The organism is Mycolicibacterium hippocampi (assembly GCF_010723735.1).
Classification (GTDB): Bacteria; Actinomycetota; Actinomycetes; order Mycobacteriales; family Mycobacteriaceae; genus Mycobacterium; species Mycobacterium hippocampi.
The window spans coordinates 2,095,399-2,118,358 of the sequence record NZ_BLLB01000002.1; the positions used below are offsets into that span (position 1 = coordinate 2,095,399).

General features: G+C 67.6%; 21 protein-coding genes and 1 pseudogene. 9 read left to right on the plus strand and 13 right to left on the minus strand.

Annotated elements, in window-relative coordinates; all coding sequences use genetic code 11:
- Window positions 1-14 precede the first annotated feature (14 nt).
- Window positions 15-1,526, minus strand: coding sequence for an APC family permease (locus G6N53_RS11210; RefSeq protein ID WP_163888524.1), 1,512 nt, complete (start codon window positions 1,524-1,526; stop codon window positions 15-17).
- A 122-nt stretch (window positions 1,527-1,648) separates the two neighbouring features.
- Between G6N53_RS11210 and G6N53_RS11215 the strand changes: the two genes are divergently transcribed.
- Window positions 1,649-2,575: a sigma-70 family RNA polymerase sigma factor gene (locus G6N53_RS11215; protein WP_163888525.1), complete on the plus strand. Its 927-nt coding sequence runs from the start codon at window positions 1,649-1,651 to the stop codon at window positions 2,573-2,575.
- A gap of 48 nt (window positions 2,576-2,623) precedes the next feature.
- Here G6N53_RS11215 and ulaA read toward each other — a convergent pair whose 3' ends face one another.
- From ulaA to G6N53_RS11235, 4 genes and pseudogenes are all read right to left on the minus strand, one after another.
- Window positions 2,624-4,189 (minus strand): PTS ascorbate transporter subunit IIC, encoded by a 1,566-nt coding sequence (ulaA, locus tag G6N53_RS11220; RefSeq protein ID WP_163888526.1) that lies wholly within the window; start codon window positions 4,187-4,189, stop codon window positions 2,624-2,626.
- A 19-nt stretch (window positions 4,190-4,208) separates the two neighbouring features.
- Window positions 4,209-4,982, minus strand: a complete 774-nt coding sequence (locus tag G6N53_RS11225; protein WP_163888527.1) for a PTS sugar transporter subunit IIAB — start codon at window positions 4,980-4,982, stop codon at window positions 4,209-4,211.
- A 73-nt stretch (window positions 4,983-5,055) separates the two neighbouring features.
- A pseudogene (locus G6N53_RS11230) lies at window positions 5,056-5,655 on the minus strand (carboxymuconolactone decarboxylase family protein); the annotation flags it as partial.
- Window positions 5,656-5,671: 16 nt separating this feature from the next.
- Window positions 5,672-6,286: a TetR/AcrR family transcriptional regulator gene (locus G6N53_RS11235; protein WP_163888528.1), complete on the minus strand. Its 615-nt coding sequence runs from the start codon at window positions 6,284-6,286 to the stop codon at window positions 5,672-5,674.
- Window positions 6,287-6,389: 103 nt separating this feature from the next.
- On the opposite strand from G6N53_RS11235, the gene G6N53_RS11240 reads away from it, so the two are divergent.
- Window positions 6,390-9,179 (plus strand): MMPL/RND family transporter, encoded by a 2,790-nt coding sequence (locus G6N53_RS11240; RefSeq protein WP_237166486.1) that lies wholly within the window; start codon window positions 6,390-6,392, stop codon window positions 9,177-9,179.
- A gap of 11 nt (window positions 9,180-9,190) precedes the next feature.
- On the opposite strand, the gene G6N53_RS11245 is transcribed toward G6N53_RS11240, so the two are convergent.
- A complete protein-coding gene (locus tag G6N53_RS11245) occupies window positions 9,191-9,703 on the minus strand; it encodes a CGNR zinc finger domain-containing protein (RefSeq protein WP_163888530.1) in 513 nt (170 codons plus the stop codon).
- Window positions 9,704-9,789: 86 nt separating this feature from the next.
- On the opposite strand from G6N53_RS11245, the gene G6N53_RS11250 reads away from it, so the two are divergent.
- Window positions 9,790-10,653 carry an alpha/beta fold hydrolase gene (locus G6N53_RS11250; RefSeq protein ID WP_163888531.1) on the plus strand — a complete coding sequence of 288 codons (864 nt, stop codon included), beginning with the start codon at window positions 9,790-9,792 and terminating at the stop codon, window positions 10,651-10,653.
- Window positions 10,654-10,736: 83 nt separating this feature from the next.
- Complete coding sequence (locus tag G6N53_RS11255) at window positions 10,737-11,912, plus strand: AI-2E family transporter (RefSeq protein ID WP_163888532.1); 1,176 nt, start codon at window positions 10,737-10,739, stop codon at window positions 11,910-11,912.
- Between the two features lie 42 nt (window positions 11,913-11,954).
- Here the strand turns inward: G6N53_RS11255 and G6N53_RS11260 are convergent, their stop codons facing one another.
- The 4 genes from G6N53_RS11260 to sdhC all read right to left on the minus strand — a co-directional run bounded on the left by G6N53_RS11260 (window position 11,955) and on the right by sdhC (window position 15,429).
- Complete coding sequence (locus G6N53_RS11260; RefSeq protein ID WP_163888533.1) at window positions 11,955-12,725, minus strand: succinate dehydrogenase iron-sulfur subunit; 771 nt, start codon at window positions 12,723-12,725, stop codon at window positions 11,955-11,957.
- Between the two features lies 1 nt (window position 12,726).
- Window positions 12,727-14,481: a succinate dehydrogenase flavoprotein subunit gene (gene sdhA, locus G6N53_RS11265; protein WP_163888534.1), complete on the minus strand. Its 1,755-nt coding sequence runs from the start codon at window positions 14,479-14,481 to the stop codon at window positions 12,727-12,729.
- 13 nt (window positions 14,482-14,494) lie between these two features.
- Window positions 14,495-14,914 (minus strand): succinate dehydrogenase hydrophobic membrane anchor subunit, encoded by a 420-nt coding sequence (locus G6N53_RS11270; protein WP_163895766.1) that lies wholly within the window; start codon window positions 14,912-14,914, stop codon window positions 14,495-14,497.
- 77 nt (window positions 14,915-14,991) lie between these two features.
- Complete coding sequence (gene sdhC / locus G6N53_RS11275; RefSeq protein WP_163888535.1) at window positions 14,992-15,429, minus strand: succinate dehydrogenase, cytochrome b556 subunit; 438 nt, start codon at window positions 15,427-15,429, stop codon at window positions 14,992-14,994.
- A gap of 237 nt (window positions 15,430-15,666) precedes the next feature.
- Between sdhC and G6N53_RS11280 the strand changes: the two genes are divergently transcribed.
- Genes G6N53_RS11280 through G6N53_RS11290 form a run of 3 tightly spaced genes read left to right on the plus strand, consistent with a single transcriptional unit; the run spans window position 15,667 to window position 18,471 of the window.
- On the plus strand, window positions 15,667-16,071 hold the full coding sequence (locus tag G6N53_RS11280; protein ID WP_163888536.1) for a cytidine deaminase: 405 nt from the start codon (window positions 15,667-15,669) through the stop codon (window positions 16,069-16,071).
- Complete coding sequence (locus G6N53_RS11285) at window positions 16,068-17,372, plus strand: thymidine phosphorylase (protein ID WP_163888537.1); 1,305 nt, start codon at window positions 16,068-16,070, stop codon at window positions 17,370-17,372. The genes G6N53_RS11280 and G6N53_RS11285 overlap by 4 nt, the downstream gene beginning before the upstream one ends.
- A gap of 10 nt (window positions 17,373-17,382) precedes the next feature.
- A complete protein-coding gene (locus G6N53_RS11290) occupies window positions 17,383-18,471 on the plus strand; it encodes an adenosine deaminase (RefSeq protein WP_163888538.1) in 1,089 nt (362 codons plus the stop codon).
- Between the two features lie 157 nt (window positions 18,472-18,628).
- Here G6N53_RS11290 and satS read toward each other — a convergent pair whose 3' ends face one another.
- Entirely contained in the window at window positions 18,629-19,879 is a 1,251-nt protein-coding gene (gene satS, locus G6N53_RS11295) for a protein export chaperone SatS (protein WP_163888539.1), read from the minus strand.
- A 124-nt stretch (window positions 19,880-20,003) separates the two neighbouring features.
- Here satS and G6N53_RS11300 point away from each other — a divergent pair, with 124 nt between their 5' ends.
- Complete coding sequence (locus tag G6N53_RS11300) at window positions 20,004-21,842, plus strand: AMP-dependent synthetase/ligase (RefSeq protein WP_163888540.1); 1,839 nt, start codon at window positions 20,004-20,006, stop codon at window positions 21,840-21,842.
- Between the two features lie 3 nt (window positions 21,843-21,845).
- Here G6N53_RS11300 and G6N53_RS11305 read toward each other — a convergent pair whose 3' ends face one another.
- Together G6N53_RS11305 and G6N53_RS11310 are read right to left on the minus strand one after the other, a co-directional pair.
- Window positions 21,846-22,031 (minus strand): hypothetical protein, encoded by a 186-nt coding sequence (locus G6N53_RS11305; RefSeq protein WP_163888541.1) that lies wholly within the window; start codon window positions 22,029-22,031, stop codon window positions 21,846-21,848.
- Window positions 22,032-22,070: 39 nt separating this feature from the next.
- On the minus strand, window positions 22,071-22,409 hold the full coding sequence (locus G6N53_RS11310; protein WP_205390357.1) for a hypothetical protein: 339 nt from the start codon (window positions 22,407-22,409) through the stop codon (window positions 22,071-22,073).
- 132 nt (window positions 22,410-22,541) lie between these two features.
- Here G6N53_RS11310 and G6N53_RS11315 point away from each other — a divergent pair, with 132 nt between their 5' ends.
- Window positions 22,542-22,958, plus strand: coding sequence for a hypothetical protein (locus tag G6N53_RS11315; RefSeq protein WP_163888542.1), 417 nt, complete (start codon window positions 22,542-22,544; stop codon window positions 22,956-22,958).
- Window positions 22,959-22,960 lie beyond the last annotated feature (2 nt).

A 22,960-nucleotide genomic window follows, 5' to 3' on the forward strand; every position in this document is an offset into this window, starting at 1 on the left:
CGGGTCCTGCTCTCTTAGTAGACGTCCGGGACCTTGACTTCAGTCTGTGCGTTCAGCGTCTCACCACGGAAGAACCTCTTGGTGCCGAATGCGAAGCACGCAAGCATCAACGGGATACCCAGCACCAGCATCCCGATCCCGAGCACGAACACCCCACCCACCGGTCCGAAGGCCGTGTAGCCGTAGTCGGGCTGGATCATGTCCTTGGCGCTCTGGAAGAACGCCCACGTCATCGCCAGGGCGCCGATCAGCGGAAAGATCCCGCGGAACATCAGGTTTCGCGCGGAAGCGAACAAGGTCCGCCGGAAGTACCACACGCAGGCGTAGGCGGTGACGCCGTAGTAGAACGCGACGGCCAGGCCGAGCGAGGCCACCGAGTCGGCGAGTGCGTTCTCCGACAGAGCCGTCAGCAGCAGGTAGAAGGACAGCGCCGAAACGCCCATCACGATGGTGCCGAACGCCGGGGTCATGTAGCGCGGGTGCACGTTGGCGAATCGCTTGGGGATCGCCTCGTAGACGGCCATCGAGAGCGATCCGCGCGCGGTGGGCAGGATGGTGGTCTGCGTCGACGACAGCGCCGACACCGACACGGTCAGCAGCAGGGCCGACGCCGCGACGGTGCCTGCCACCGGTCCGCCGAGAATGGTCAGCACGTCGTCGGTGTTGTCCGGATTGTTCAGGCCGATGCCGTCTTCGCCGAAGCCGGCGAACGACTGGATGGCGTAGGCCACCAGCACGTAGGTGCACACCAGGATGACGGTGGTGATCAGCGCCGCGATGCCCGGCGTCTTGCCGGGGTCCTTGGTTTCCTCGCCGACGGCCAGGCACGCGTCCCAGCCCCAGTAGATGAAGATGCACAGGATGATCGCCGCGGCGATCGACGACGTGTCCAGCCCGCCGGGCCACAGCCACGACCACTGCGGGCTGATGGCCTGGGCGCCGGCGTTCCCCGCGAACACCCGGATCAGCGCGATCACGCTGATGGTGACCAGCACGCCGAACTGGATGGCGATCAGCACGTTCTGCATTCGCTCGCTGACGACGATGCCGCGCGCCGACACGAAGGTCATGCTGAGGATGAAGAAGCAGCCGAGGCCGACCTTGGCGAAGACGTTCTCGGCGAGCCCGTCGAGGCCGAGGAAGTTGAACAGGTAGATGGCGGCGATCTCGGCAACGTTGGCCAGCACGATGATCGCCGACACGGCCAGCCCCCAGCCGCCGATCCAGCCGATCCAGGGACCGAATGCCTTTGTGCCCCAGGTGAATGTGGTGCCGCAGTCGGGGGTGTCCTGCGCCAGCTCCTTGTAGGCGAACGCGACGAGCAGCATCGGGATGAACGCCAGGACGAACATCGCCGGCGCCTTCTCGCCGACGGCCAGTACGACGTAGCCCAGCGTGGCGGCCAGGCTGTAGGCGGGCGCCACGGCGGCCAGGCCGATGACGACGTTGCCGACGAGACCGAGCGCGCCCGCCTGCAGGCCCTTGCCGCCGACTGCAGGAGTCGTCGGTCCCTCCGTGATTGCCATGCGCGCAATATACGGTTCCGGTGGTGGCTGCGCGCGCTGTACGCGGAAATCGTCGCAGCCGCGGGTAGTGGCGACGAAATCCGCCCCCGCGCAGCGGGACCGCGGGGTTCTAGACTCGCTTTGTGACCACCGGCGCCAGGGTCGAAGAGTTCGAGCAGTTGCGGCCGCACCTGCTCGCGGTGGCCTACCGGCTCACCGGGACGGTCGTCGACGCCGAGGACGTCGTTCAAGAGGCGTGGCTGCGGTGGGAGGCGAACCGCGACACCTCGATCGACGACCTCAGGGCGTGGCTGACGACGGTGGTCAGCCGCCTCGGGCTGGACCGGTTGCGCTCGGCGACACGACGCCGGGAGACCTATGTGGGTGACTGGCTGCCCGAGCCGGTGGTGACGCCGCTGGACAGCGCAGACCCGTTGGCGGCGGTGGTGGCCGGCGAGGACGCCCGGTTCGCCGCGATGGTGGTGCTGGAGCGCCTGAACCCGGATCAGCGGGTGGCTTTCGTGCTGCACGACGGCTTCGGGGTCCCGTTCGACGAGATCGCCGACGTGCTGGGGTCGACGCCGGCCTCGGCTCGTCAGCTGGCTTCCCGGGCGCGCCGGGCGGTCGCTGCGGCGCCCCCGCCCGCCGCCGAGCATGACGAGGTCGTCGGGAAGTTGCTGGCGGCCATGGCGTCTGGGGACCTCGCCGCCGTCGTCGCGGTGCTGCATCCGGAGGTGACGTTCACCGGCGACTCGGACCGTCGCGCGCCGACCGCCGCCCGCACCATCCACGGTGCTGACAAGGTCGCACGCTTCCTGCTCGGACTGGCGCGGCGCTACGGCCCACGGTTGTTCGAGGCGGGCAGGCCGGGACTGGTCAACGGCGAGCTCGGCCTCTACACGTTCAGCGCCGACGCCACCGACGACTGGCCCGCGATCTGGCCGCGCATCCATGCGATGACCGTGCAGGGCGGGCAGGTGGTGGCGGTCTACGACATCGCCAACCCAACCAAGTTCAGCGCCTCCCCCTTGTCCCGCGAGCGCGCGCGTTTGCACACCGACACGCCGTAAACGCCGGCATTTCGTGCGCGCTCGCGGCCGACGAGCGCGCAGTGCCGGTCACTCCGGAGGCGGTGGCGGCGCAGGCGCGCCCTTCGGGGCCGGGATCTTCGGGTAGCTGGCGCCGCCGGTGACCGCTGTGCTTCCGGCAGGATCCGCGGACCCGGCGGACTCGACGGGGGCGCGGCCCGGCGACGGATCCCAGCCGGTGTCGACGAGCTTGCGCTGCACGGCGATGGCCAGCCCCAGCAGCGCCGCGGCGATCATCAACATCACCACCACACCCCAGACCGTGCCGAGCTTGGCGGCGTTGCCCAGCAGGATCCCGTACCAGCCGAAGTCCGCGTCGCCGAAGGTGGTGTTCTCTTCGCCGAACGCGCCGAGGACACGAACCAGCAACGCCGGCAGAAAGGTGATCAGCAGACCGTTGACGAAACCGCCCGCGATCGCGCCCCGGCGCCCTCCGGTGGCGTTGCCGTAAACGCCGGCGGCGCCACCGGTGAAGAAGTGCGGTACCAACCCGGGCAGCACCAGCACCCAGCCGAACGCCGGACCCAGCCACAACGACAGCACGGCCAGCCCGGCCAGTCCGGCCACGAAGCTGGAGATGAACCCGATGAGCACGGCATTCTGCGCGAAAGGGAAGACGATCGGCGCATCGAGGGCGGGTACCGCGCCCGGGACGATTCGTTTGGCGATCCCCTGGAACGCCGGCACCAGTTCGCCGAGGATGGTGCGGACTCCGAACAGGATCACGGCGACCGCCACACCGAAGCTCAGGCCCTGCGTCACACCCATCATCACGTAGTTGCCGACTCCGCTGGCCGCGCCGGCGCCGGTGTCGTCGGCGAACGCCTCGAACGCCGTGCCCTGGCCCGCTCTGGCGAGATAGATCAGCGAGACGATCACATACATCAGCACCATCGACAACGCTGTCGCCACCATCGAATCCCGCAGGAAGCGTAGAGATTCCGGCAGCTTGAGATCCTCCGTCGACCGGCTCTTGGCGCCGCCGACGAACCTCCCGGTGATGCCGGAAGCGATATAGCCCAGCGTGCCGAAATGCCCGATCGCAATGCTGTCGTCACCGGTGATGCGTTTGGTCCACGGCTGGGAGATTGCCGGCAGGGCCACCATCACGACACCCAGCAGCAGACCACCCACCAGCACAACCGTGACCGCGGGTAGCCCCGACGTGGCCAGCACGATCGTCAACAGGGTGGCCATGAACAGCGTGTGATGGCCCGTCAGGAACACGTAGTGCAGCGGGGTGAACCGGGCCAATATGATGCTGATGGCAAAGCCGAGGATCATCAGCCAGGCGACCTGGCCACCGAACTGGTCCTGCGCGATGCCGACGATGGCCTCGTTGGTGGGCACCACCCCCTGGCTGCCGGTGGCGCCTTCGATCATCACGCCCAGCGGTTCCAGCGAAGACGTCACAAGGGTTGCCCCCGCGCCGATCAGTAGGAAGCCGAGCGTGGCCTTCAGCGCTCCGCCGATCACCTGTCCTGTGGACTTACGAAGCGCGATCAGGCCGACCGCGGTGATAATGCCAATGAGATAGGCTGGTACAGAAAGGATTTCGTTGACAAAAAACTCGGCGATGCCGACCAGCCAATCCACAATGAACTCCTTCGTGTTCTCAGATGTCGTAGGAGTCGCGCAGGGTTCTGTCCACCTCGCCCGTGGAGGTGAAGTTCTCGATCACCTTCACCGGCACCCCGATGTCGCCGAGGGTTCTGGCGATCTCACCGGAGGTCAGGATCAGGTCGGCCTCCTTGGCCCTGCCCTTGGCCGAAATGGTGTCGGTGGCCTCGACTTTGATGAACGGCGCCCAGCCCCAGGTCGACAGCACCTGCTCCAGCGTGTTCTTCAGAAACAGGCTGGTGCCCAAGCCATTTCCGCAGACGGTCAGGATCAGGTTCTTCGGCTGGGGGGCACTGGCTGGGCTGGCGCCGGCAGGCGGCGCCGTGGCACCCAGGGCGCCGAGCAACTCCTCCGGGGTGGCCGCGGTGTCCAGCGCAGCGCGCCTGTCGGCATCTCCCAGCAGCTTGGCCAGTTCGGCCATCGCGGTGTTGTGCGCACCGGTGTCGGTGGCGGCCAGCGCGACGACCAGCGACACCGGATCATTCGTCTTGTGCCCGAAGGCAACTGGTTGGGACAGCCGCACCCAGGACATGCCGGTGTGATGCACGGCGGCTGACGGTCGAGCGTGGGCGAACGCGAATCCCGGGGCCACCACGATATAGGGTCCGTTGGATTCGACGTTGTCGATCATCGACTGCGTGTAAGCCGCGTCGGCGATGCCGGCGCGTTCCAGCAGGCCGCCGGCCACCGTGATCGACTCCTGCCAGGTGTCGGCTGCCACGTCGAGTTCGATGCGCTGCGGGGACAGTAGCTCGAGCAAGTCGGCCATGGCCGCACGATACCCAAATACGCCACGATTGTTTGGTGTTTGCGCCCCCCTTGTCCGGCGAGCGCGCAAACTGTCACGTCGCCCAGGGCACCCGGCACGCGTCTCCGGAGTTGAACCCCTGCTCGGTGATCCCCAGCGCCGAGTACATCCGGGCGCGCAGGTTTTCCACGCCGACCTGATAGCTCAACTCGAGGACCCCCGCATCGCCGAACCGCGTCCGCAAGTCGGCGACCTGCTCGTCGGTGATCGAGTGCGGGTCGGTGGTCATCGCATCGGCGTAGGCGATGGCGGCGCGCTCGTCGTCGCTGAAGGCCGGGGAAGTGGCGTAATCGTCGATGTTCCTTAGCCTTTCGACGTCGAGACCGTCGAGTCGCTGCAACATCGAACCGAAGTCGACACACCACGAGCACCCGATGGCCCGCGCGGTCCAGAACACCGCCAGCTCTCGCACATTGACGGGCAGCGCTTTCGACGCGGAGCCCAGCATGGCCTCGTGTACGGCGTTGGCGAACAGCAGGCGCGGATGGTGTGCCGCCACCGCGAGCGGTTCGGGCACTTCACCCAGCTGCCGCTTGGTGATGCGGTAGATGAGTCGGGTCACCCACGACGCGCGGTTGGGTGGCAGGGGAGCGATGCGTGTTGTCGTCATACAGGTCAGACGAGGCAGCCCGGGAAAGTGTGACAGACATTCAGGAGGAATCCTGTTCAGAGTTGAATTGCTGCGTGGCGCCCAGCATTCCGAAGAACTGTCCTGCGAGCCAGTCGACCAGGGTGTCGCGGCTCACAGTGGGCTGGTGCAGCCATTGCACCGTCGCCTCTTCGATCACCGGCATCCAGCACCACAGCGTGAGTTCGGTGAGCGCGTCGACGTCGGTCAGTCCGGCGCGCGCCTTGATGTGGCTGACGACCGCGGTGCGCACTTCGCCGAGCAGGTCACCGGCCTCCGGGGAGATGGCCGAGCCGTTTCGCAGCAGCGCCGTCACGGCAGACTTGTGCTGCACCGCGAAATCGATGAACTCGCCGACGTTCTGCCGCGCCTGCTCTTCGGCGGTGCCGTCCGGCAGCGCGGTCAACCGCGCGACCAGGCCGTCGATGGCTACCCGGGAGGCGGCCGCGAACAGCTGCGCGGGGTTGTCGAAGTATCGGTAGAACAGTGCGCGGGAGACGTCGGCGGCCTCGGTGATGTCGTCGACCGAGACCCGTTCGTATGGACGGGTGCTGTAGAGCTCGACCGCCGCATCGATGAGCTGCTGGCGACGTTGCTCCGGTTGCAGGCGCCGTGGGCTCCGCGGACGTCGTGTCACGTCGTTCACCGTAATCCCGATGTTGTCGTGTCCCTTCCGGGCGCCCAGCTTGTGTGATACAGATTGTCATCGTAGACAAACTGTCAACAACGAAGAGGCTGCAGTGCTCAGACCGGTCGGTCGTCTCGTCACGCGCCACCCCCTCCTACTGATCGCGGCGTGGCTGCTGGCGGCAGCCCTCGGCAACATCGCGGTACCGCAGCTCGAGGCCGTGGTACACGATCAGTCCCGCAGTTTCTTCCCGGTCGACGCCCCGGCGAGCGAGGCCGCTACGCGGATGGGTGAGACGTTCGGCGACTCCGACACCAACAACATCGCCTACCTGGTACTCGACGGCGACCGGCGACTCGGAGCCGCCGACTCCGACTACTACGGCGCGCTGCTGAACGCGTTGCGCTCCGACACCGCCCATGTCCGCTCGGTGCTGGATCTGTGGTCCGAACCGTTGGCCGCACCGGTGGTCCAGAGCGAGGACGGCCGTGCGGTGTCGGTGATGGTGCGGCTGGCCGGTCAGCTCGGCAGCGCCGAGGCGACCGATTCGGTGGCCGCAGTGCGTGATGCCGTCGCCCGGACGCCGGCGCCGCCGGGGCTGCGCACGTACGTCACCGGCCCCGGCGCCACCCTGGTCGACGAGTTCCGGTCCATCGACCGGCAGATGGTCCTGATCACCGGCATCACCGTCGCCCTGATCGCGGTGTTGCTGTTGCTGGTGTACCGCTCGGTGTGGGCTGCGGCGATCCCGTTGGCCGCCGTCGGCCTGTCCCTTGCCGTCGCCCGCCCGGTGGTCGCGGCGCTCGGCGGCGCCGGGGTCGTGGAGATCTCGCTGTTCTCGGTGGCACTGATGTCGGCGATGGTGCTCGGAGCGGGGACCGACTACGGCATCTTCCTGCTGGCTCGCTTCCATGAGCACCGGCGCGCCGGCCGCGCGCACGATGACGCTCTGGTCCGCGCCTACCGCAGCGTCGCACCGGTGATCCTGGCGTCGGCGCTGACCATCGCCGCGGCACTGGCGTGTCTGGTGTTCACCGATGTGGGGCTGCTCCGCAGCGCGGGAATCCCTTGCGCAATCGGGATTCTCGTCACCATGGGCGCGTCGCTGACGTTGATGCCGGCGCTGGTCGCCGTCGGTGGACGCCGGGGGTTGCTGGAACCGCGGCGGTCGGTGACGCGGCGACGGTGGCGTCGGGTCGGCACCGCGGTCGCGCGGTGGCCCGGCCCGGTGTTGGCGGTTGCCGCCACTGCGCTGCTGGTGTGTCTGCTACCCCTGCTGGGAATGCGGTTGAGCTTCAGCGAGATCGACGTGCAGCCTGCCGGCACCGAGTCCAACCTCGGCTACCAGGCGATGGACCGGCACTTCCCCCCGAACACCCTGCTACCGGAGATCGTCGTCGTCGAAGCCGATCACGACCTGCGCAACCCGTCCGGCCTGATCGCGATCGAGAAGGTGTCGCGGCAACTCATGGAGATCCGCGGAGTGCGGTCGGTGCAGTCGGCCAGCCGCCCGGCGGGGCGGTTGCCCGTCGAGGCCAGCATCACCTACCAGGCCGGACTGATCGGCGAGCGATTCGACAAGACAGTGGATTCTCTTTCCCTGCAGCTGGATTCGGTCGATACCAGTCAGCAGACGCTGACCAGGTTGACCACCGCGATCGATCAGCTGGAACAGGGGATGTCCGGCGGTGTGGCCGGGATGGACAGGGTCGGCGACGGCGCGGCCGACCTGCGCTCCGGTATGCAGACGCTGCAGGGCAACGCCGTCACGGTGGCGGCATACCTGGATCCGCTGCGTGAATTCGTCGGCCGCACACCGGATTGCCCGATGAATCCGATCTGCGCCCCCGTGCAGAACATCCTCGATCCCGTCGACGGGATGTTGCGCGGCGCCGGCCAGGCGGACGGCGCCACCGCCAAGTTCACCGAAGGAACCGGCCAGGCCTCGGCCGGGCTGGCCGATGCGGCCGACGGCTTGGCTGCCATGCGGTCCACGGTGGCCGAACTACGCCAACTCGTCGGCACCCTGACCGCCACGGTGGACACCATGGCGCCGCAGATGCGCGAGCTGACCACCTATCTGACCGCGCTGAGCACCGACTTCGCGGGCACCGGCCAAGGCGGGTTCTACCTGCCGCAGCGCACTCTCGAGGATCCGCGTTTTCAGACGATCCTGCCGTTGCTGTTCTCCGCCGACGGTCATGCCACCCGCATGCTGGTCTACGCCACGGGTGACGTGTGGGGCGCCGAGGGCGCCGACCGGGCCGCCGAGATCGAACAGGCGGTACACGACGCCGACAAGGACGGCGCGCTCGCCGGCGCCACCGTCCTCGTCAGCGGTGTCGGATCGGCGACGGACGACTTGCGAGGTTTCATCGCAAGCGATTTCACCTTCCTGGTCGTGGTGGCGCTGGCGCTGGTGCTGCTGATCGTTGCAGTGATGCTACGCAGCCCGGTGGCCGGCCTCGTGGTGGTGGCCACCGTGGTGGTGTCGTTCGGGTCCGCTCTGGGTGTGAGCGTGCTGATCTGGCAGCACCTGCTGGGCCAGCACCTGCACTGGGCGGTACCTGCGATGGCGTTCATCGCGCTGGTCGCGGTCGGAGCGGACTACAACCTGCTGCTGGCGGCCCGGCTGAGAGAAGAGGCCGTCGCCGGGATGCGTACCGGGCTGATCCGCGCCTTCGGCGGGACCGGGGGAGTGGTGACGACAGCCGGGGTGGTGTTCGGGCTCACCATGTTCGCCATGGTGAGCAGCGATGTGCGCACCATCGCCCAGGTGGGGTCGACGATCGGTGTCGGGCTGGTCATCGACACGCTGATCGTGCGGACGTTTGTGGTGCCGACGATCGCCGCGCTGCTCGGCCGCTGGTTCTGGTGGCCGGCCCGGCCGATGTGGCGCTGAGAACCGCTCGGTCAGTCGCGGGTGCGGCGATAGTGCCGCCGGGCCTTCATCCGATTGCCGCAGATCGCCATCGAGCACCACCGTGCGGTGTTCGGCTTGCTGCGGTCGATGAGGAACAGCTGACACTCGGTGTTGGCGCACGGTCGCAGCCGGCCCGGGCTGCTGATGCGCAGCCCGTCCCACGCGACGACGGCACGGAGTGCGCCGCGGGCGCCGTCACCGGCGTCCAGCCGCCAGTCCACTCCGGCCTCACCCGCGGTCGGGACCAGGCGGGCGTCGTCGAGAAACGGCTGCAGGGTCGCCGCCGACCGGTCGCCCCGGATGACTGCCTGCAGTGTTGTACGGGCCTCGGTGAGCGCCGCCCACTCCGACGGGGTGGGTGCGACGTCGTGTGCGCTCATCCACGGGGATGCGGCGGCGAGGTCACCGAGGGCGTCCGTCGGGACACCGTCGATCACCGGCGTGGTGTTGAGCAGGTCGAGTAGGAACGCCTCGTCATCGCCGGTCGTCGCGTACAGATCCATAACTAACCTCCAAAAAGCTATTGACAGGTTACACCGACGGGCGTTCAATGGTATCTAACCGTGAAAAGACGATTTAGGAGTTAGTCATGTCAATTGTGCACCACCGCTACCAGACCGTCGCCGGGCGCCAGATCTTCTACCGCGAGGCCGGCGAGCCGGACGCGCCGGTGCTCGTCCTGTTGCACGGATATCCGACCAGCTCGTTCATGTTCCGCAACCTGATCCCGCAGCTGTCCGACCGCTACCGGGTGATCGCGCCCGACTTCCTCGGCTTCGGGCTGTCGGACGCCCCGTCCGTCGAGGACTTCGACTACACCTTCGACGCGCTGGCCGACATCACCGCCGTGCTGCTGTCGCAGCTGGGAGTGTCGCGGTACGCGATCTACGTTCAGGACTACGGGGCCCCGGTGGGGTGGCGGCTGGCGCTGCGTGATCCCGAAGCCATCACCGCGGTGATCACCCAGAACGGCAACGGGTACGACGCCGGCTTCGTGGACGGCTTCTGGGCGCCGGTGTGGGCCTACCACCGCGAGCAGACCCCACAGACCGAGGAGGCGATGCGCGGGGCGCTCAGCCTGGAGGCCATCCGGTGGCAGTACCTGACGGGAGTGCCGGATGAGAGCCTGGTCAGCCCGGACACCTGGCACCACGACTTCGCGCTGGTCTCGCGGCCGGGCAACGACGCGGTCCAGCTCAAGCTGTTCCTCGACTACGCCACCAACCCGAAGCTCTATCCCGCGCTGCACGACTACCTGCGCACCAGCGGGGTCCCGGTGTTGGCGGTCTGGGGCGAGAACGACGAGATCTTCGGGCCCGACGGTGCCCGCGCGTTCGCCGAGGACGCCGTCGACCCGGAGATCCACCTGCTCGACGGTGGCCACTTCCTGTTGGAGAGTGCGGGCACCGAGGTGGCCGCGTTGATCCGCGATTTTCTGAGCCGGCGGCTGTGACTTCGGCGTGAAGATCATCGCTGGGCGACGACGAACACGCCGAACTCGCGGGGGATCGGCTTCTCGGCGGGTACAAGTGACGGGTGGACGACAACACATCGGTGGTTCAAGCCCGCGGGCCGGTCTACAGTGCCCATCTCCGACGGAGCGCGACGGTGGCGGTGCAGTTCGTCGCCGTGGCGGCTGCTCTGTGGGTGCTCTCCTGGGTGATCGGCCAGACGTGGGTGATCGTGCTGCCGGTGCTGCTGGCGGTGATCGCCTGCACGGTGCTGTGGCCGCCGGTCCGGTGGCTGCGGACAAAGGGCCTGCCTCCGGCGGTGGCAGTGCTGACGACGCTGTCGCTGGCCGTGGTGTTGATCGCCGGTGTGGTGGCGGCGGTGACGCCGGCAATCGTCGATCAGTCCGGCGAGTTGGCCGAGCAGGCCACCGCCGGCGTCGTGCAGGTGCGGGATTGGCTTGACGGTCCGCCGCTGAACATCAGTGAAGCGCAACTGAATTCGGCGGTTGACGCCATCAACGACACCGTGAACTCGAGCAGCGCGCAGATCGCGACGGGCCTTTTCACCGGGGTGGGCGCCGCGACGTCGGCGCTGGTCACCCTGTTCACGGCCATTGTGGTGACGTTCTTCCTGCTCAAGGACGGCCCGCGGTTCCTTCCCTGGCTGCGCCGCACCGTGGGCAGGCCCGCCGCGCCTCACGTCGCGGCGATTCTCGAGCGCGTCTGGACAACCATCGGGGGTTTCATCCGGACACAGGCCCTGGTCAGCCTGGTGGATGCGGTGCTGATCGGCATCGGCCTGGTGATTCTCGGGGTGCCGTTGGCCTACGCCCTGGCGATCATCACGTTCATCGGCGGCTTCGTGCCGATCGTCGGCGCGTTCGTCGCCGGTGGTCTCGCCGTGCTGGTCGCGTTGGTGTCCAACGGCCCGGTCGACGCACTGATCGTGCTGGGCATCATCGTGGCCGTGCAGCAGTTCGAGGGCAACGTCCTGCAGCCGTGGTTGCAGTCGAAGTCGATGAACATGCACGCGGTGATCGTCTTGCTGTCGGTGACCTTGGGCGCCACGGTGTTCGGCATCATCGGCGCGTTCCTGGCCGTGCCGGTGGCCGCTGCGTTGGCGGTGGTGTTGCGGTACTACGACGAGCAGGTGAGCCTGCAGGCCGCCGACCCAGACCCCGCCGACCCAGACCCCGCCGACCCAGACCCCGCCGACCCAGACCCCGCCGGAACTGTATTCCAGGAGGAAAAAGTCGAGTGACGCCCTGCTGGAATACCGTTCCGGCGAGAAGTGGGCGGGAAGCTAGCGTGCGAACATCAGCGCGCGCTTGACCTCCTGGATCGCTTTGGTCACCTGGATGCCACGCGGGCACGACTCCGTGCAGTTGAACGTGGTCCGGCAGCGCCACACGCCGTCTACGTCGTTGAGGATGTCCAGCCGCTCGGCGGCCCCCTCGTCGCGCGAATCGAAGATGAAGCGGTGGGCGTTGACGATCGCCGCCGGCCCGAAGTAGGACCCCTCGCTCCAGTAGACCGGGCAGCTGGTGGTGCAGCACGCGCACAGGATGCACTTGGTGGTGTCGTCGTAGCGGGCCCGGTCGGTCTGGCTCTGGATCCGCTCCCGCGTCGGCTGGTTGCCGCTGGTGATCAGGTACGGCTTGATCGCGCGGAAGGCGTCGAAGAACGGCTCCATGTCGACGATCAAATCCTTTTCCACGGGCAGCCCGCGAATCGGCTCGATCGTGATCGTCAGCTGCTTGGAAGCCTTCTTGGGCAGCATGTCGCGCATCAGCACCTTGCACGCCAGGCGGTTGACGCCGTTGATGCGCATCGCATCCGATCCGCACACCCCGTGTGCACAGGACCGCCGGAATGTCAGGGTGCCGTCGAGGTACCACTTCACGTAGTGCAGCAGGTTGAGCAGCCGGTCCGACGGCAGGCACGGCACCCGGAAGCTCTGCCAACCGGCGGCGTCGGGGTCCTCCGGGTTGAACCGCGCGATCTTCAGCGTCACCATCACCGCGCCGTCCGGAACCGGCGGGGTCTCCTGCTTGTCGATCGTGGGTGCACTCATCTCAGTACTTCCGTTCCATCGGCTCGTACCGTGTCTGGACCACCGGCTTGTAATCCAGCCGCACATCGGAGAGCAGGTCGCTGCCCTCCTTGTAGGCCATCGTGTGGCGCATGTAGTTGGTGTCGTCGCGGTTGGGGTAGTCCTCGCGGGCATGCCCGCCGCGGGACTCCTTGCGGTTCAGCGCCCCGGCCACGGTGACCTCCGCCAGCTCGAGCAGGAAACCCAGTTCGATCGCCTCCAGCAGGTCGCTGTTGTAACGCTTGCCCTTGTCCTGCACGGTGATTCGCGAGTACCGCTCCTTGAGGGCGTGGATGTCGGTCATGGCCTGCTTGAGGGTTTCCTCGGTGCGGAACACCGCGGCGTTGTTGTCCATCGACTGCTGCAACGCGCCCCGGATGTCGGCGACGCGTTCGTTGCCGTGTTCGGAGAGGATGTCGCCGACCCAGCCTGTCACCATCGAGGCGGGCTCGGCGGGCAGGTCGACGAAGTCGTGGCCGCGGGCGTAGTTGGCCGCGGCGATCCCCGCGCGCCGGCCGAACACGTTGATGTCGAGAAGCGAGTTGGTGCCCAACCGGTTGGCGCCGTGCACCGACACACACGCGCACTCGCCGGCGGCGTACAGGCCGGGGACCACCGTGGTGTTGTCGGACAGCACCTGGCCGTTGACGGTCGTCGGGATGCCGCCCATCACGTAGTGACAGGTCGGGTACACCGGGACGAGTTCCTTGACGGGGTCCACGCCCAGATAGGTGCGGGCGAACTCGGTGATGTCGGGCAGCTTCGCCTCGAGCACGTCGGCACCGAGGTGACGCACGTCGATGTAGACGTAGTCCTTGTTGGGGCCGGCGCCGCGGCCCTCGAGCACCTCGAGCACCATCGAGCGGGCCACGATGTCGCGGGGCGCCAGGTCGACGATCGTCGGCGCGTAGCGCTCCATGAAGCGCTCACCCTCGCCGTTGAGCAGCCGGCCGCCCTCGCCGCGCACCGCCTCGGAGATCAGGATGCCCAGGCCGGCCAGACCTGTCGGATGGAACTGGTGGAACTCCATGTCCTCCAACGGAAGTCCCTTGCGGAAGACGATGCCCAGGCCGTCGCCGGTGAGGGTGTGGGCGTTGGAGGTGGTCTTGTACATCCGGCCGGAACCGCCGGTGGCGAACACGATCGATTTGGCGTGGAAGACGTGGATGTCACCGGTGGCCAGTTCGTAGGCGATGACGCCGGTGGCCACCGGGCCGGACTGGGTCTCGGTCAGCGTGATGTCGAGCGCATAGAACTCGTTGAAGAACTCGACGTTGTGCTTGACGCAGTTCTGGTACAGCGTCTGCAGGATCATGTGGCCGGTGCGGTCGGCGGCGTAGCAGGCGCGACGCACCGGGGCCTTGCCGTGATCGCGGGTGTGCCCACCGAACCGGCGCTGGTCGATGCGGCCCTCGGGGGTGCGGTTGAACGGCATCCCCATCTTCTCCAGGTCGAGCACCGCGTCGATGGCCTCCTTGGCCATGATCTCCACGGCGTCCTGGTCGGCCAGGTAGTCACCACCCTTGACGGTGTCGAAGGTGTGCCATTCCCAGTTGTCTTCCTCGACGTTGGCCAGCGCCGCGCACATGCCTCCCTGGGCCGCGCCGGTGTGGCTGCGGGTCGGGTAGAGCTTGGTCAGCACCGCGGTGCGGACCCGGGGACCGGCCTCGACGGCGGCACGCATCCCGGCGCCGCCCGCGCCGACGATGACGACGTCGTAGCGATGTTCAACAATCATGTCCAGCTCCCGGTCAGGCGATCGTGGCGTCGAAGGTCAGCAGCACATAGGTGCCCAGCACCAGCGTGAACACCATCGACAGCGCCAGTAGGGCGTTGAGCCAGAACTTCGTGGAGTCCTTGCGGCTGTAGTCGGCGATGATGGTGCGCATTCCGTTGCCGCCGTGCAGTTGTGCCAGCCACAGCAGCAACAGGTCGTAGGTCTGCCAGAACGGCGAGGACCAGCGCTGCGCGACGTAGTTGAAGTCGATGCGGTACACACCGCCGTCCCACATCAGCATGATGAACAGGTGGCCGAGGGCCAGGAAGACCAGCACGACACCCGAGAACCGCATGAACAGCCAGGTGTACTTCTCGAAGTTGGGCATCCCGCTGCCGCGCCGCGCCGACCGCGGATTGTCCAGCCCGGGGGGCCGGTCGTAGCTGCGCTGCATCACCGGCGCGGGGCCGCCGCGGTCGCTGATGTGGTCATACGGGTTCTCGCCCCGGCCCCGGGAATGCTCGGTGGTGCTCACAGGAACCGCTCCGCCATGTGCATGCCGATGACCCCGAGTGAGGCGATGAAGACGGCGATCCAGACGCCTGCGACCACCCACAGCATCTGCCGCTGGTACTTGGGTCCTTGTTGCCAGAAGTCGACAAGGATGATGCGCACCCCGTTCAGCGCGTGGTAGAGGACCGCGGCGACCAGGCCGATCTCCATCAGCCCGATCAGAGGGGTCTTGTAGGTCTCGATGATCTGGTTGTAGGCCTCCGGGCTGACCCGCACCAGCGCGGTGTCGAGCACGTGGACGAACAGGAAGAAGAAGATCGTTGCGCCGGTGATGCGGTGGAGCACCCATGACCACATCCCCGGATCGCCGCGGTAGAGGGTCCATCTCCGCGATTGGGTACGCGGAGCGGGTACTTCCTCGCTACCGGGTGTCAGACTCGGTGTCTGAGTGCTCATCTGGCCTCCAACGCCATCGGTGGACGCTCGGGGCGGTGGTCCAGTGGCTCCGACAGGCGTGGCCCGGACCGCTGCCCCTAACCTCGGGGCGACTCTAAACCCAGTTCTACTGCTAATCGAACTACCGTGGAGCCGATCAGGGCGCTCAATTGGCAAAGTTAGGTGTACCTATCCAGAAAGCGCGGTCGACGGGCGAGGTTTCGGAATGCATTCAGAAATTGATTCAGGGGGAGTGCGGTGACCGTGTCTGTTGACTGGAAGACGTTGCGGGACAAGGCGATCAATGCAGCCTCGGGCGCGTACGCGCCGTATTCGGGCTTTCCGGTTGGGGCCGCGGCACTGGTGGACGATGACCGAATGGTGACCGGCTGCAATGTGGAGAATGTCTCATATGGCCTAGGTCTCTGTGCCGAGTGTTCTGTGGTCTGCGCCCTGTATTCCAGCGGGGGTGGCCGGCTGGTCGCGCTGTCGTGTGTCGACGGTGCGGGCAACACGTTGATGCCCTGCGGGCGATGCCGGCAGGTGCTCCTCGAGCACGGCGGACCCGACATGCTCATCGACCATCCTCATGGGCCGCGAAAACTGTCCGAACTGCTGCCCGACGCCTTCGGCCCGGACGACCTGGCCCGGGTGGTGCGGTGACGTCCTTCGATGCGCCCACTGTGATCCGGACCAAGCGTGACGGCGGGGTGCTGTCCGACGACGCCATCGACTGGGTGATCGACGCCTACACCTACGACAGGGTCGCCGACGCTCAGATGTCGGCGCTGTTGATGGCGATCTTCCTACGGGGTATGACGACCGCGGAGATCGCCCGGTGGACGGCCGCGATGGTCGCTTCGGGGGACAAGCTGGACTTCTCGGATCTTCGTCGCGGCGGCAGACCGCTGGCGTTGGTGGACAAGCACTCCACCGGCGGCGTCGGCGACAAGATCACGATCCCGTTGGTGCCCGTCATCATGGCCTGCGGCGGGGCGGTGCCTCAGGCGGCAGGGCGCGGACTGGGCCACACCGGCGGCACCCTGGACAAGCTCGAGGCCATCCCCGGCTTCACCGCCGAGATCACCAAAGCCCAGATCCGCCAACAACTCTGCGACCTGGGCGCGGCGATCTTCGCCGCCGGCGAGCTGGCCCCCGCCGACCGCAAGATCTACGCGCTGCGGGACGTCACCGGCACCACCGAATCGTTGCCGCTGATCGCCAGCTCGGTGATGAGCAAGAAGATCGCCGAGGGCACCCGCGCGCTGGTTCTGGACTGCAAAGTGGGCTCCGGGGCGTTCCTGGCCACCGAGGCCGAGTCGCGTGAGCTGGCCCGCACGATGGTCGATCTGGGTACCGAACACGGGCTGCTCACCCGGGCGTTGCTCACCGACATGAACACCCCGCTCGGCCGAACCGTCGGCAACGCCGTCGAGGTCGTCGAATCGCTGGAGGTGCTCTCCGGCGGCGGGCCCGACGACGTCGTCGAGCTGACGCTCGCGCTGGCCCGCGAGATGCTCGACGCCGCGGGGGTCGACGGGGTCGACCCGGCGCAGACGTTGCAGGACGGGTCCGCGATGGACCGGTTCCGGGCGCTCGTCGCCGCCCAGGGCGGTGACGCCGGCACGTTGTCGGCCGAGGCGTTACCCACCGGTGCGCACAGCGAGACCGTCACGGCGACCCGGGGTGGCACGATGGGTGATATCGACGCGATGGCTGTGGGGCTGGCGGTGTGGCGGCTCGGAGCGGGCCGCTCCGAGCCGGGAGCCCGGGTGCAGTCCGGCGCCGGGATGCGCGTGCACCGCAGGCCCGGTGAACCCGTCGCCGCGGGCGAACCGCTGTTCACCCTCTACACCGACACCCCGCAGCGGTTCCCGGCGGCGCTGGCCGAACTCGACGGCGCATGGAGCGTCGATGACGAACCGCCGGCCACTCGGCCGCTGATCATCGACCGCATCACGTGAGGAGCAGCTCATGACGACACCGCTGATGCTGGACACCATCCGGAAGGCACCGAAGGCGCTGCTGCACGACCACCTCGACGGAGGGCTGCGGCCGGCGACCGTGCTGGAGCTGGCCGAGGAACACGGGTACGACGCGCTGCCGGCCACCGACGCGGATGCGCTCGCGACGTTCTTCCGCACCGCCGCGCACAGCGGATCGCTGGTGCGCTACCTGGAGCCGTTCGCGCACACCGTCGGCGTCATGCAGACCCCCGACGCGCTGCACCGGGTCGCCTACGAATGCGTGGAGGACCTGGTCGCCGACAACGTCGTCTACGCCGAGATCCGGTTCGCACCGGAGCTGCACATCGACGGCGGACTGTCCCTGGACGCCGTCGTCGACGCCGTGCTCTCCGGCTTCGCCGACGGGGAGAAGGCCGCCGCGGCCGACGGCCACCCGATCGTGGTGCGCTGCCTGGTCACCGCGATGCGGCACGCCGCCCGGTCGCGTGAGATCGCTGAGCTGGCGGTCCGGTTCCGGGACAAGGGCGTGGTCGGCTTCGACATCGCCGGGGCCGAGGCGGGCTACCCGCCGACCCGGCACCTGGACGCCTTCGAGTACATGCGCGGCAACAATGCCCGCTTCACCATCCACGCCGGCGAGGCGTTCGGCCTGCCCTCCATCCACGAGGCGATCGCGTTCTGCGGGGCCGACCGGCTCGGTCACGGGGTGCGCATCGTCGACGACATCGAGCTCGGCGCCGACGGCTCGGCACGGCTGGGCCGGCTGGCGTCGCTGCTGCGGGACAAACGGATCCCGTTCGAGATGTGTCCGAGTTCCAACGTGCAGACCGGCGCGGTGGGCAGCATCGCCGAGCACCCGTTCGACCTGCTGGCCCGGCTGCGTTTCCGGGTCACCGTCAACACCGACAACCGGTTGATGAGCGACACCTCGATGAGCCTGGAGATGCTGCGCCTGGTGGAGGCGTTCGGCTACGGGTGGAGCGACCTGGAGCGGTTCACGATCAACGCGATGAAATCGGCGTTCATCGCCTTCGACGAGCGGCTGGCGATCATCGACGAGGTGATCAAGCCGCGCTACGCCGTCCTGATCGGCTGACGCGTCTCTTCGCTGCGCGAGCGCGCATGTCTGCACGCCGCCGCGCCGCAAACCCTGGCATTTCGCGCACGCTCGTCACCGGCGAGCGCGACGTTCTGCACGCAACACGCCGCCCAATAGCGCACAGACACGCGCGCTCGCGGGGCAAAAGGGGGGCCTACTCCTCCCGCAGCCGGGACTCGACGAACGTCTCCAGCGACTCCCACTGGGCGACCGCGTCGGCGTATGGCGGGCTCGGCCGGGCGACCGACTGAGGGTCCAGCGCGTAGGCGATCACCCGACCCAGCGGCGCGTCGGGCGCGAGCTTGGCGTCGACGCCGGTGTCCTCGGCGTAGTCGCCGATGTCGCGCAGCAGTTCCACCGCCAGCGCGAGCTGGTCGCGGTCCAGGCTGTCGGGGCCCTCGGCCAGCTCCTCGACGATGTCGGTCAGCACGTAGACGTTGTCGTCGGTGACCTCGACGCTCAGCGAGCCATCGGTGGCCGCCGTGCGGATGTCGTCGTAGGTGGCCAGATCGGACAGGTCGTGGTCGTGTTCGTCGGCCAGGTAGCGCGCCAGCGCGCGCTCCGATCCGAACACGCTGATGCGCCCGTTGCGGCCCAGGAAGATCGGCCGGTCGTCGAGGTAGCAGCGCAACGTGAACGACGTGCCGCTGCGGGTCATGATCCGCACCGGGTCGATGCCGACGCGCTGCCAGAAGTCCTCGTCACCGCCGAGAACCTTGGTCTCGGCCGCGGCGGTCAGCTCGTCGGACTCCTCCTCGGTGTCGACGACGTCGTCGATGACGACGTCGTCCTCGTCGGGTTCCGGTGCCGGCTCGTCGAGCTCGGCCTGGGCCTTCTCCGCGGCTGTCTTGTCGACGTCGGGGGTGGTGATGATCTCGTCGATCGCGTCGACCACCTTGTCCCAGCCGCGCGCGATGATCTTCGCGATCTCGGACCAGCGCTTGCGTCCGGCCCGCCCGGCGAACGCCTCCGCCCCGCCGCCGACGGTGCCGAGCACCGGGTTGCCGTTGAAGAACTTGGTGACCGACGGCAGCTCGCAGACCGTCCCGATGGACGACACCACGGCCAGTGCCTGGTGCACTTCGGCGACGATGTCGTCGGTGGGCTTGTCGGCGAGCAGTTCCTCGAGGCCGGCGAGGTCGTGTGTGTGGCTCTCGGTCGGGTCCAGCTTGTGGGCGTTGGCCTCGGTCAGCTTCTGCCACGCCGGGTGATCGACGATGTCGTTGTCGGTGTTGGTCCGCACGAAGGCGACCAGGTCGGCGACCGAGTCGAACACGTACAGGTCCTCGTCCTTGCCGAGAAAGGCTTCCCAATCGTCACCATCGGCGCGCCACCGCGGCGCCCACAACGTGTACACGTCGCCCTTGGTCAGCCTGAGCCTGATCGGCACGATGTCAGCAGCCATGCGGCACAGCCTAACCATCGGACCCGCGGGCCAGTCCGGCTGCTCTACCAGTGGAACGATCCCCGCCGCTCCGGCTATACGTGATTCCCCTGAATCCGGCCGTAGGCGTGCCTAGGCTGGGTGCGTGGAGAGGCTGCGCGCGGCCGACAAGGCCGCCGACCTCGGCAAGATCGACAATCCGGCGCCGTCGGTGGCCCGATTGTTCCTCGACCGCGTCGCCGCCACCCCGCGTAGTGAGGCGTTCCGTTTTCCCACCGACGGCAGCTGGACGAGGGTCACCTGGCAGCAGGTGGGGGACCGCGTTGATCTCATCGCCGCGGGGTTGATCGCGCTCGGCATCGCCCCCGAGGACCGGGTCGCACTGGCCTCGTCGACGCGCTACGAGTGGGTGCTGGTCGACTTCTCGGTGTTGTGTGCGGGCGCCGCGACCACCACCTTGTATCCGACGACCCACGCCCGTGACGTCGCGTTCATCGTCGCCAACTCCGGAAGCCGCGTCGTCGTCGCCGAGGACCAGACGCAGGTCGACAAGCTGCTCGAGCACCGCGAGGAATTGCCCGACGTGGAGAAGGTGGTGATCGTCGACGGCGAAGGCGACGGCGAGTTCGTGATCACGCTGGCCGACCTCGAGGCTCTCGGCGCGCAACTGCTGGCCGACTCTCCCGACGTCATCGACCAGCGCGTCGCGGCCATCGGGACCGACCAACTGGCCAGCATCATCTACACCTCGGGAACCACCGGGCGCCCCAAAGGGGTGCGGCTTCCGCACAGTGCATGGACCTATACCGCCGCCGCCATCGACGCACTGGGCATCCTGCGCGCCGACGACCTGAACTTTCTGTGGCTCCCGCTGGCCCACGCGTTCGGCAAGGTGATGCTCGCATTGCCGTTGACGATCGGCTTCCCGACCGCGATCGACGGTCGGGTGGACAGGATCGTCGACAATCTCGCGGCCGTGCATCCGACGTTCATGGCGGCCGCCCCGAGAATCTTCGAGAAGGCGCACGCCCGGATTCAGGGCATGATTGCCGACGAAGGCGGGATCAAGAAGCGCATCTTCGACTGGGCGATCGGCGTCGGGATCCAGGCCTCCGAGGCCAGGGAGGCCGGGAAACGACTGTCGCCGCTGCTGTCGGTGCAGCACGCGCTCGCCGACCGGTTGGTGTTCGCGACGATCCGGGGACGCTTCGGTGGCCGGCTCCGGTTCTTCGTCTCCGCGGCCGCGCCGCTCAACCACAATCTCGCGCGATGGTTCGACGCCGTCGGCATCATCGTGCTCGAGGGCTACGGTCTCACCGAGACGGCAGCAGCCTCATTCATCAACCGTCCCAACGCCTACCGCTTCGGAACTGTCGGGCTGCCCTTCCCCGGCACCGAGGTCGAGATCGCCGCCGACGGCGAGATCCTGCTACGGAGCCCGGGTGTGATGACCGGCTACCACGACCTGCCCGAGGCCACCGCCGAAGCGCTCGATGCGGCCGGATGGTTCCACACCGGCGACATCGGCACCATCGACGACGAGGGGTTCCTGCGCATCACGGACCGAAAGAAGGATCTGTTCAAGACCTCGCAGGGCAAGTACGTCGCACCGTCGGCGATCGCGGCGGCATTCAAGGCCATCTGCCCGTACCTGAGCGAGATGATCGTCTACGGCGAGGAGCGCCCCTACTGCGTGGCGCTGGTGAGCCTGGACAGCGAGGCCATCACCGACTGGGCCGCCAAGAACGGCCTGGAGAACCTGTCCTTCACCGAGATCGCACAGCACAACTCGACGCGCGAGTTGATCGGCGGTTACATCGACACGCTCAACAGCCAACTCAACCGCTGGGAGCAGGTCAAGAGGTTCGCGATCCTCGACCGTGAATTATCCATCGAGGCAGGCGATCTCACTCCGAGCCTGAAGGCCAAGCGCAACGTCATCGTGAAGAACTTCGCCGACACCCTCGCGGGTCTCTACGACTGAGCGTCAGTCCCGCGAGATCGGAGGCTGCGGCGGCTTGCCGGGCTCGGCGGCCACCAGCAGCGCGTACGCCTGTGCCAGGTGAAGAATCCCGTCTGTCGACCCGCTCTTCGGCGCGGCACTGGTGATCGCCTTCAACAGAGCCTCGGCGGCCTCGTCGGCCAGCGCAGCCAGTTCGTTGCGGTCAGCCATGTCAAGGTGTCCTTTCGGTGCAACGACAACGTGGTGCGCTCACTTGTCCGCGTCGTCGGCCTTGCGCAGTGTTCGGTCGGCGCTGTGTACGACGCTGCGCAGGAACTCGTACTGCGTGGTGACGAGGCGGTCGGCCATGTCAAGGGCCGCGTCGATCACAGTCTCCCGGCGTGACGGGTGGTCATCCTTCGGTGGCAATGCCTCGTCGACGGTGTCGACGAACTGGCGCACCGCCTCGATTGCGGCCCTTTGGCCGGCTTCGACCGATTTGAGCACGTCATCGGACAACCCGGCCGCGCGCTCCACCACCGTGTGGACGGTGCTCGCGGTCGTATCCGGTGCTTCGGCGGCTGCGCTCTTGCCGGTGGCTTCTGTCATGACAAGCTCCTGTAATCGGATTCGGTGTGGTCCCTCGAGAATCCGCTCGTCGGGTCGGTCGCAACAAGGGTCTTTCGCCTCCTGTTTTCGCATCGGGCCTCGCGCCGGCCCAGGCTTGGGGAGAATCCAGATATGGCGAATGGCAGGGGCGTGGCGGTGGCAGGCATCATCGGTGCAGCGGTGCTGGCCGCGGTGCTGCTTGTCCCGGCGATGCGGGCCGGTTCTCATCAGCCCTGGCTGGGTGCGGTGATCATGATCGTGCCGGTCGCGGCGCTGCTGACCGGCACGGGTTTGCGGCACTACGGACCGTGGCGCTCGCTCGGGGTTGCGGTGGTGGTGACGCTGGTGGCCGGGGGCATCAGCTGGCTTGTCGCGATCTTCACGTTGGTGAAGGCGTTGAGCGGTGCTGGGGTGGGACTTGTCTGGGCGCTTCTACTCTTCGCTACGCCTGTGATTTCGGTGCTCGCGCTGGGGGCGTTGGCGTTGCGTCTGTTTGCGACGCGGTCCGACCAGCCCGAACGGGCCGCCCGGGCAACGCCTCCGGCGTAGCA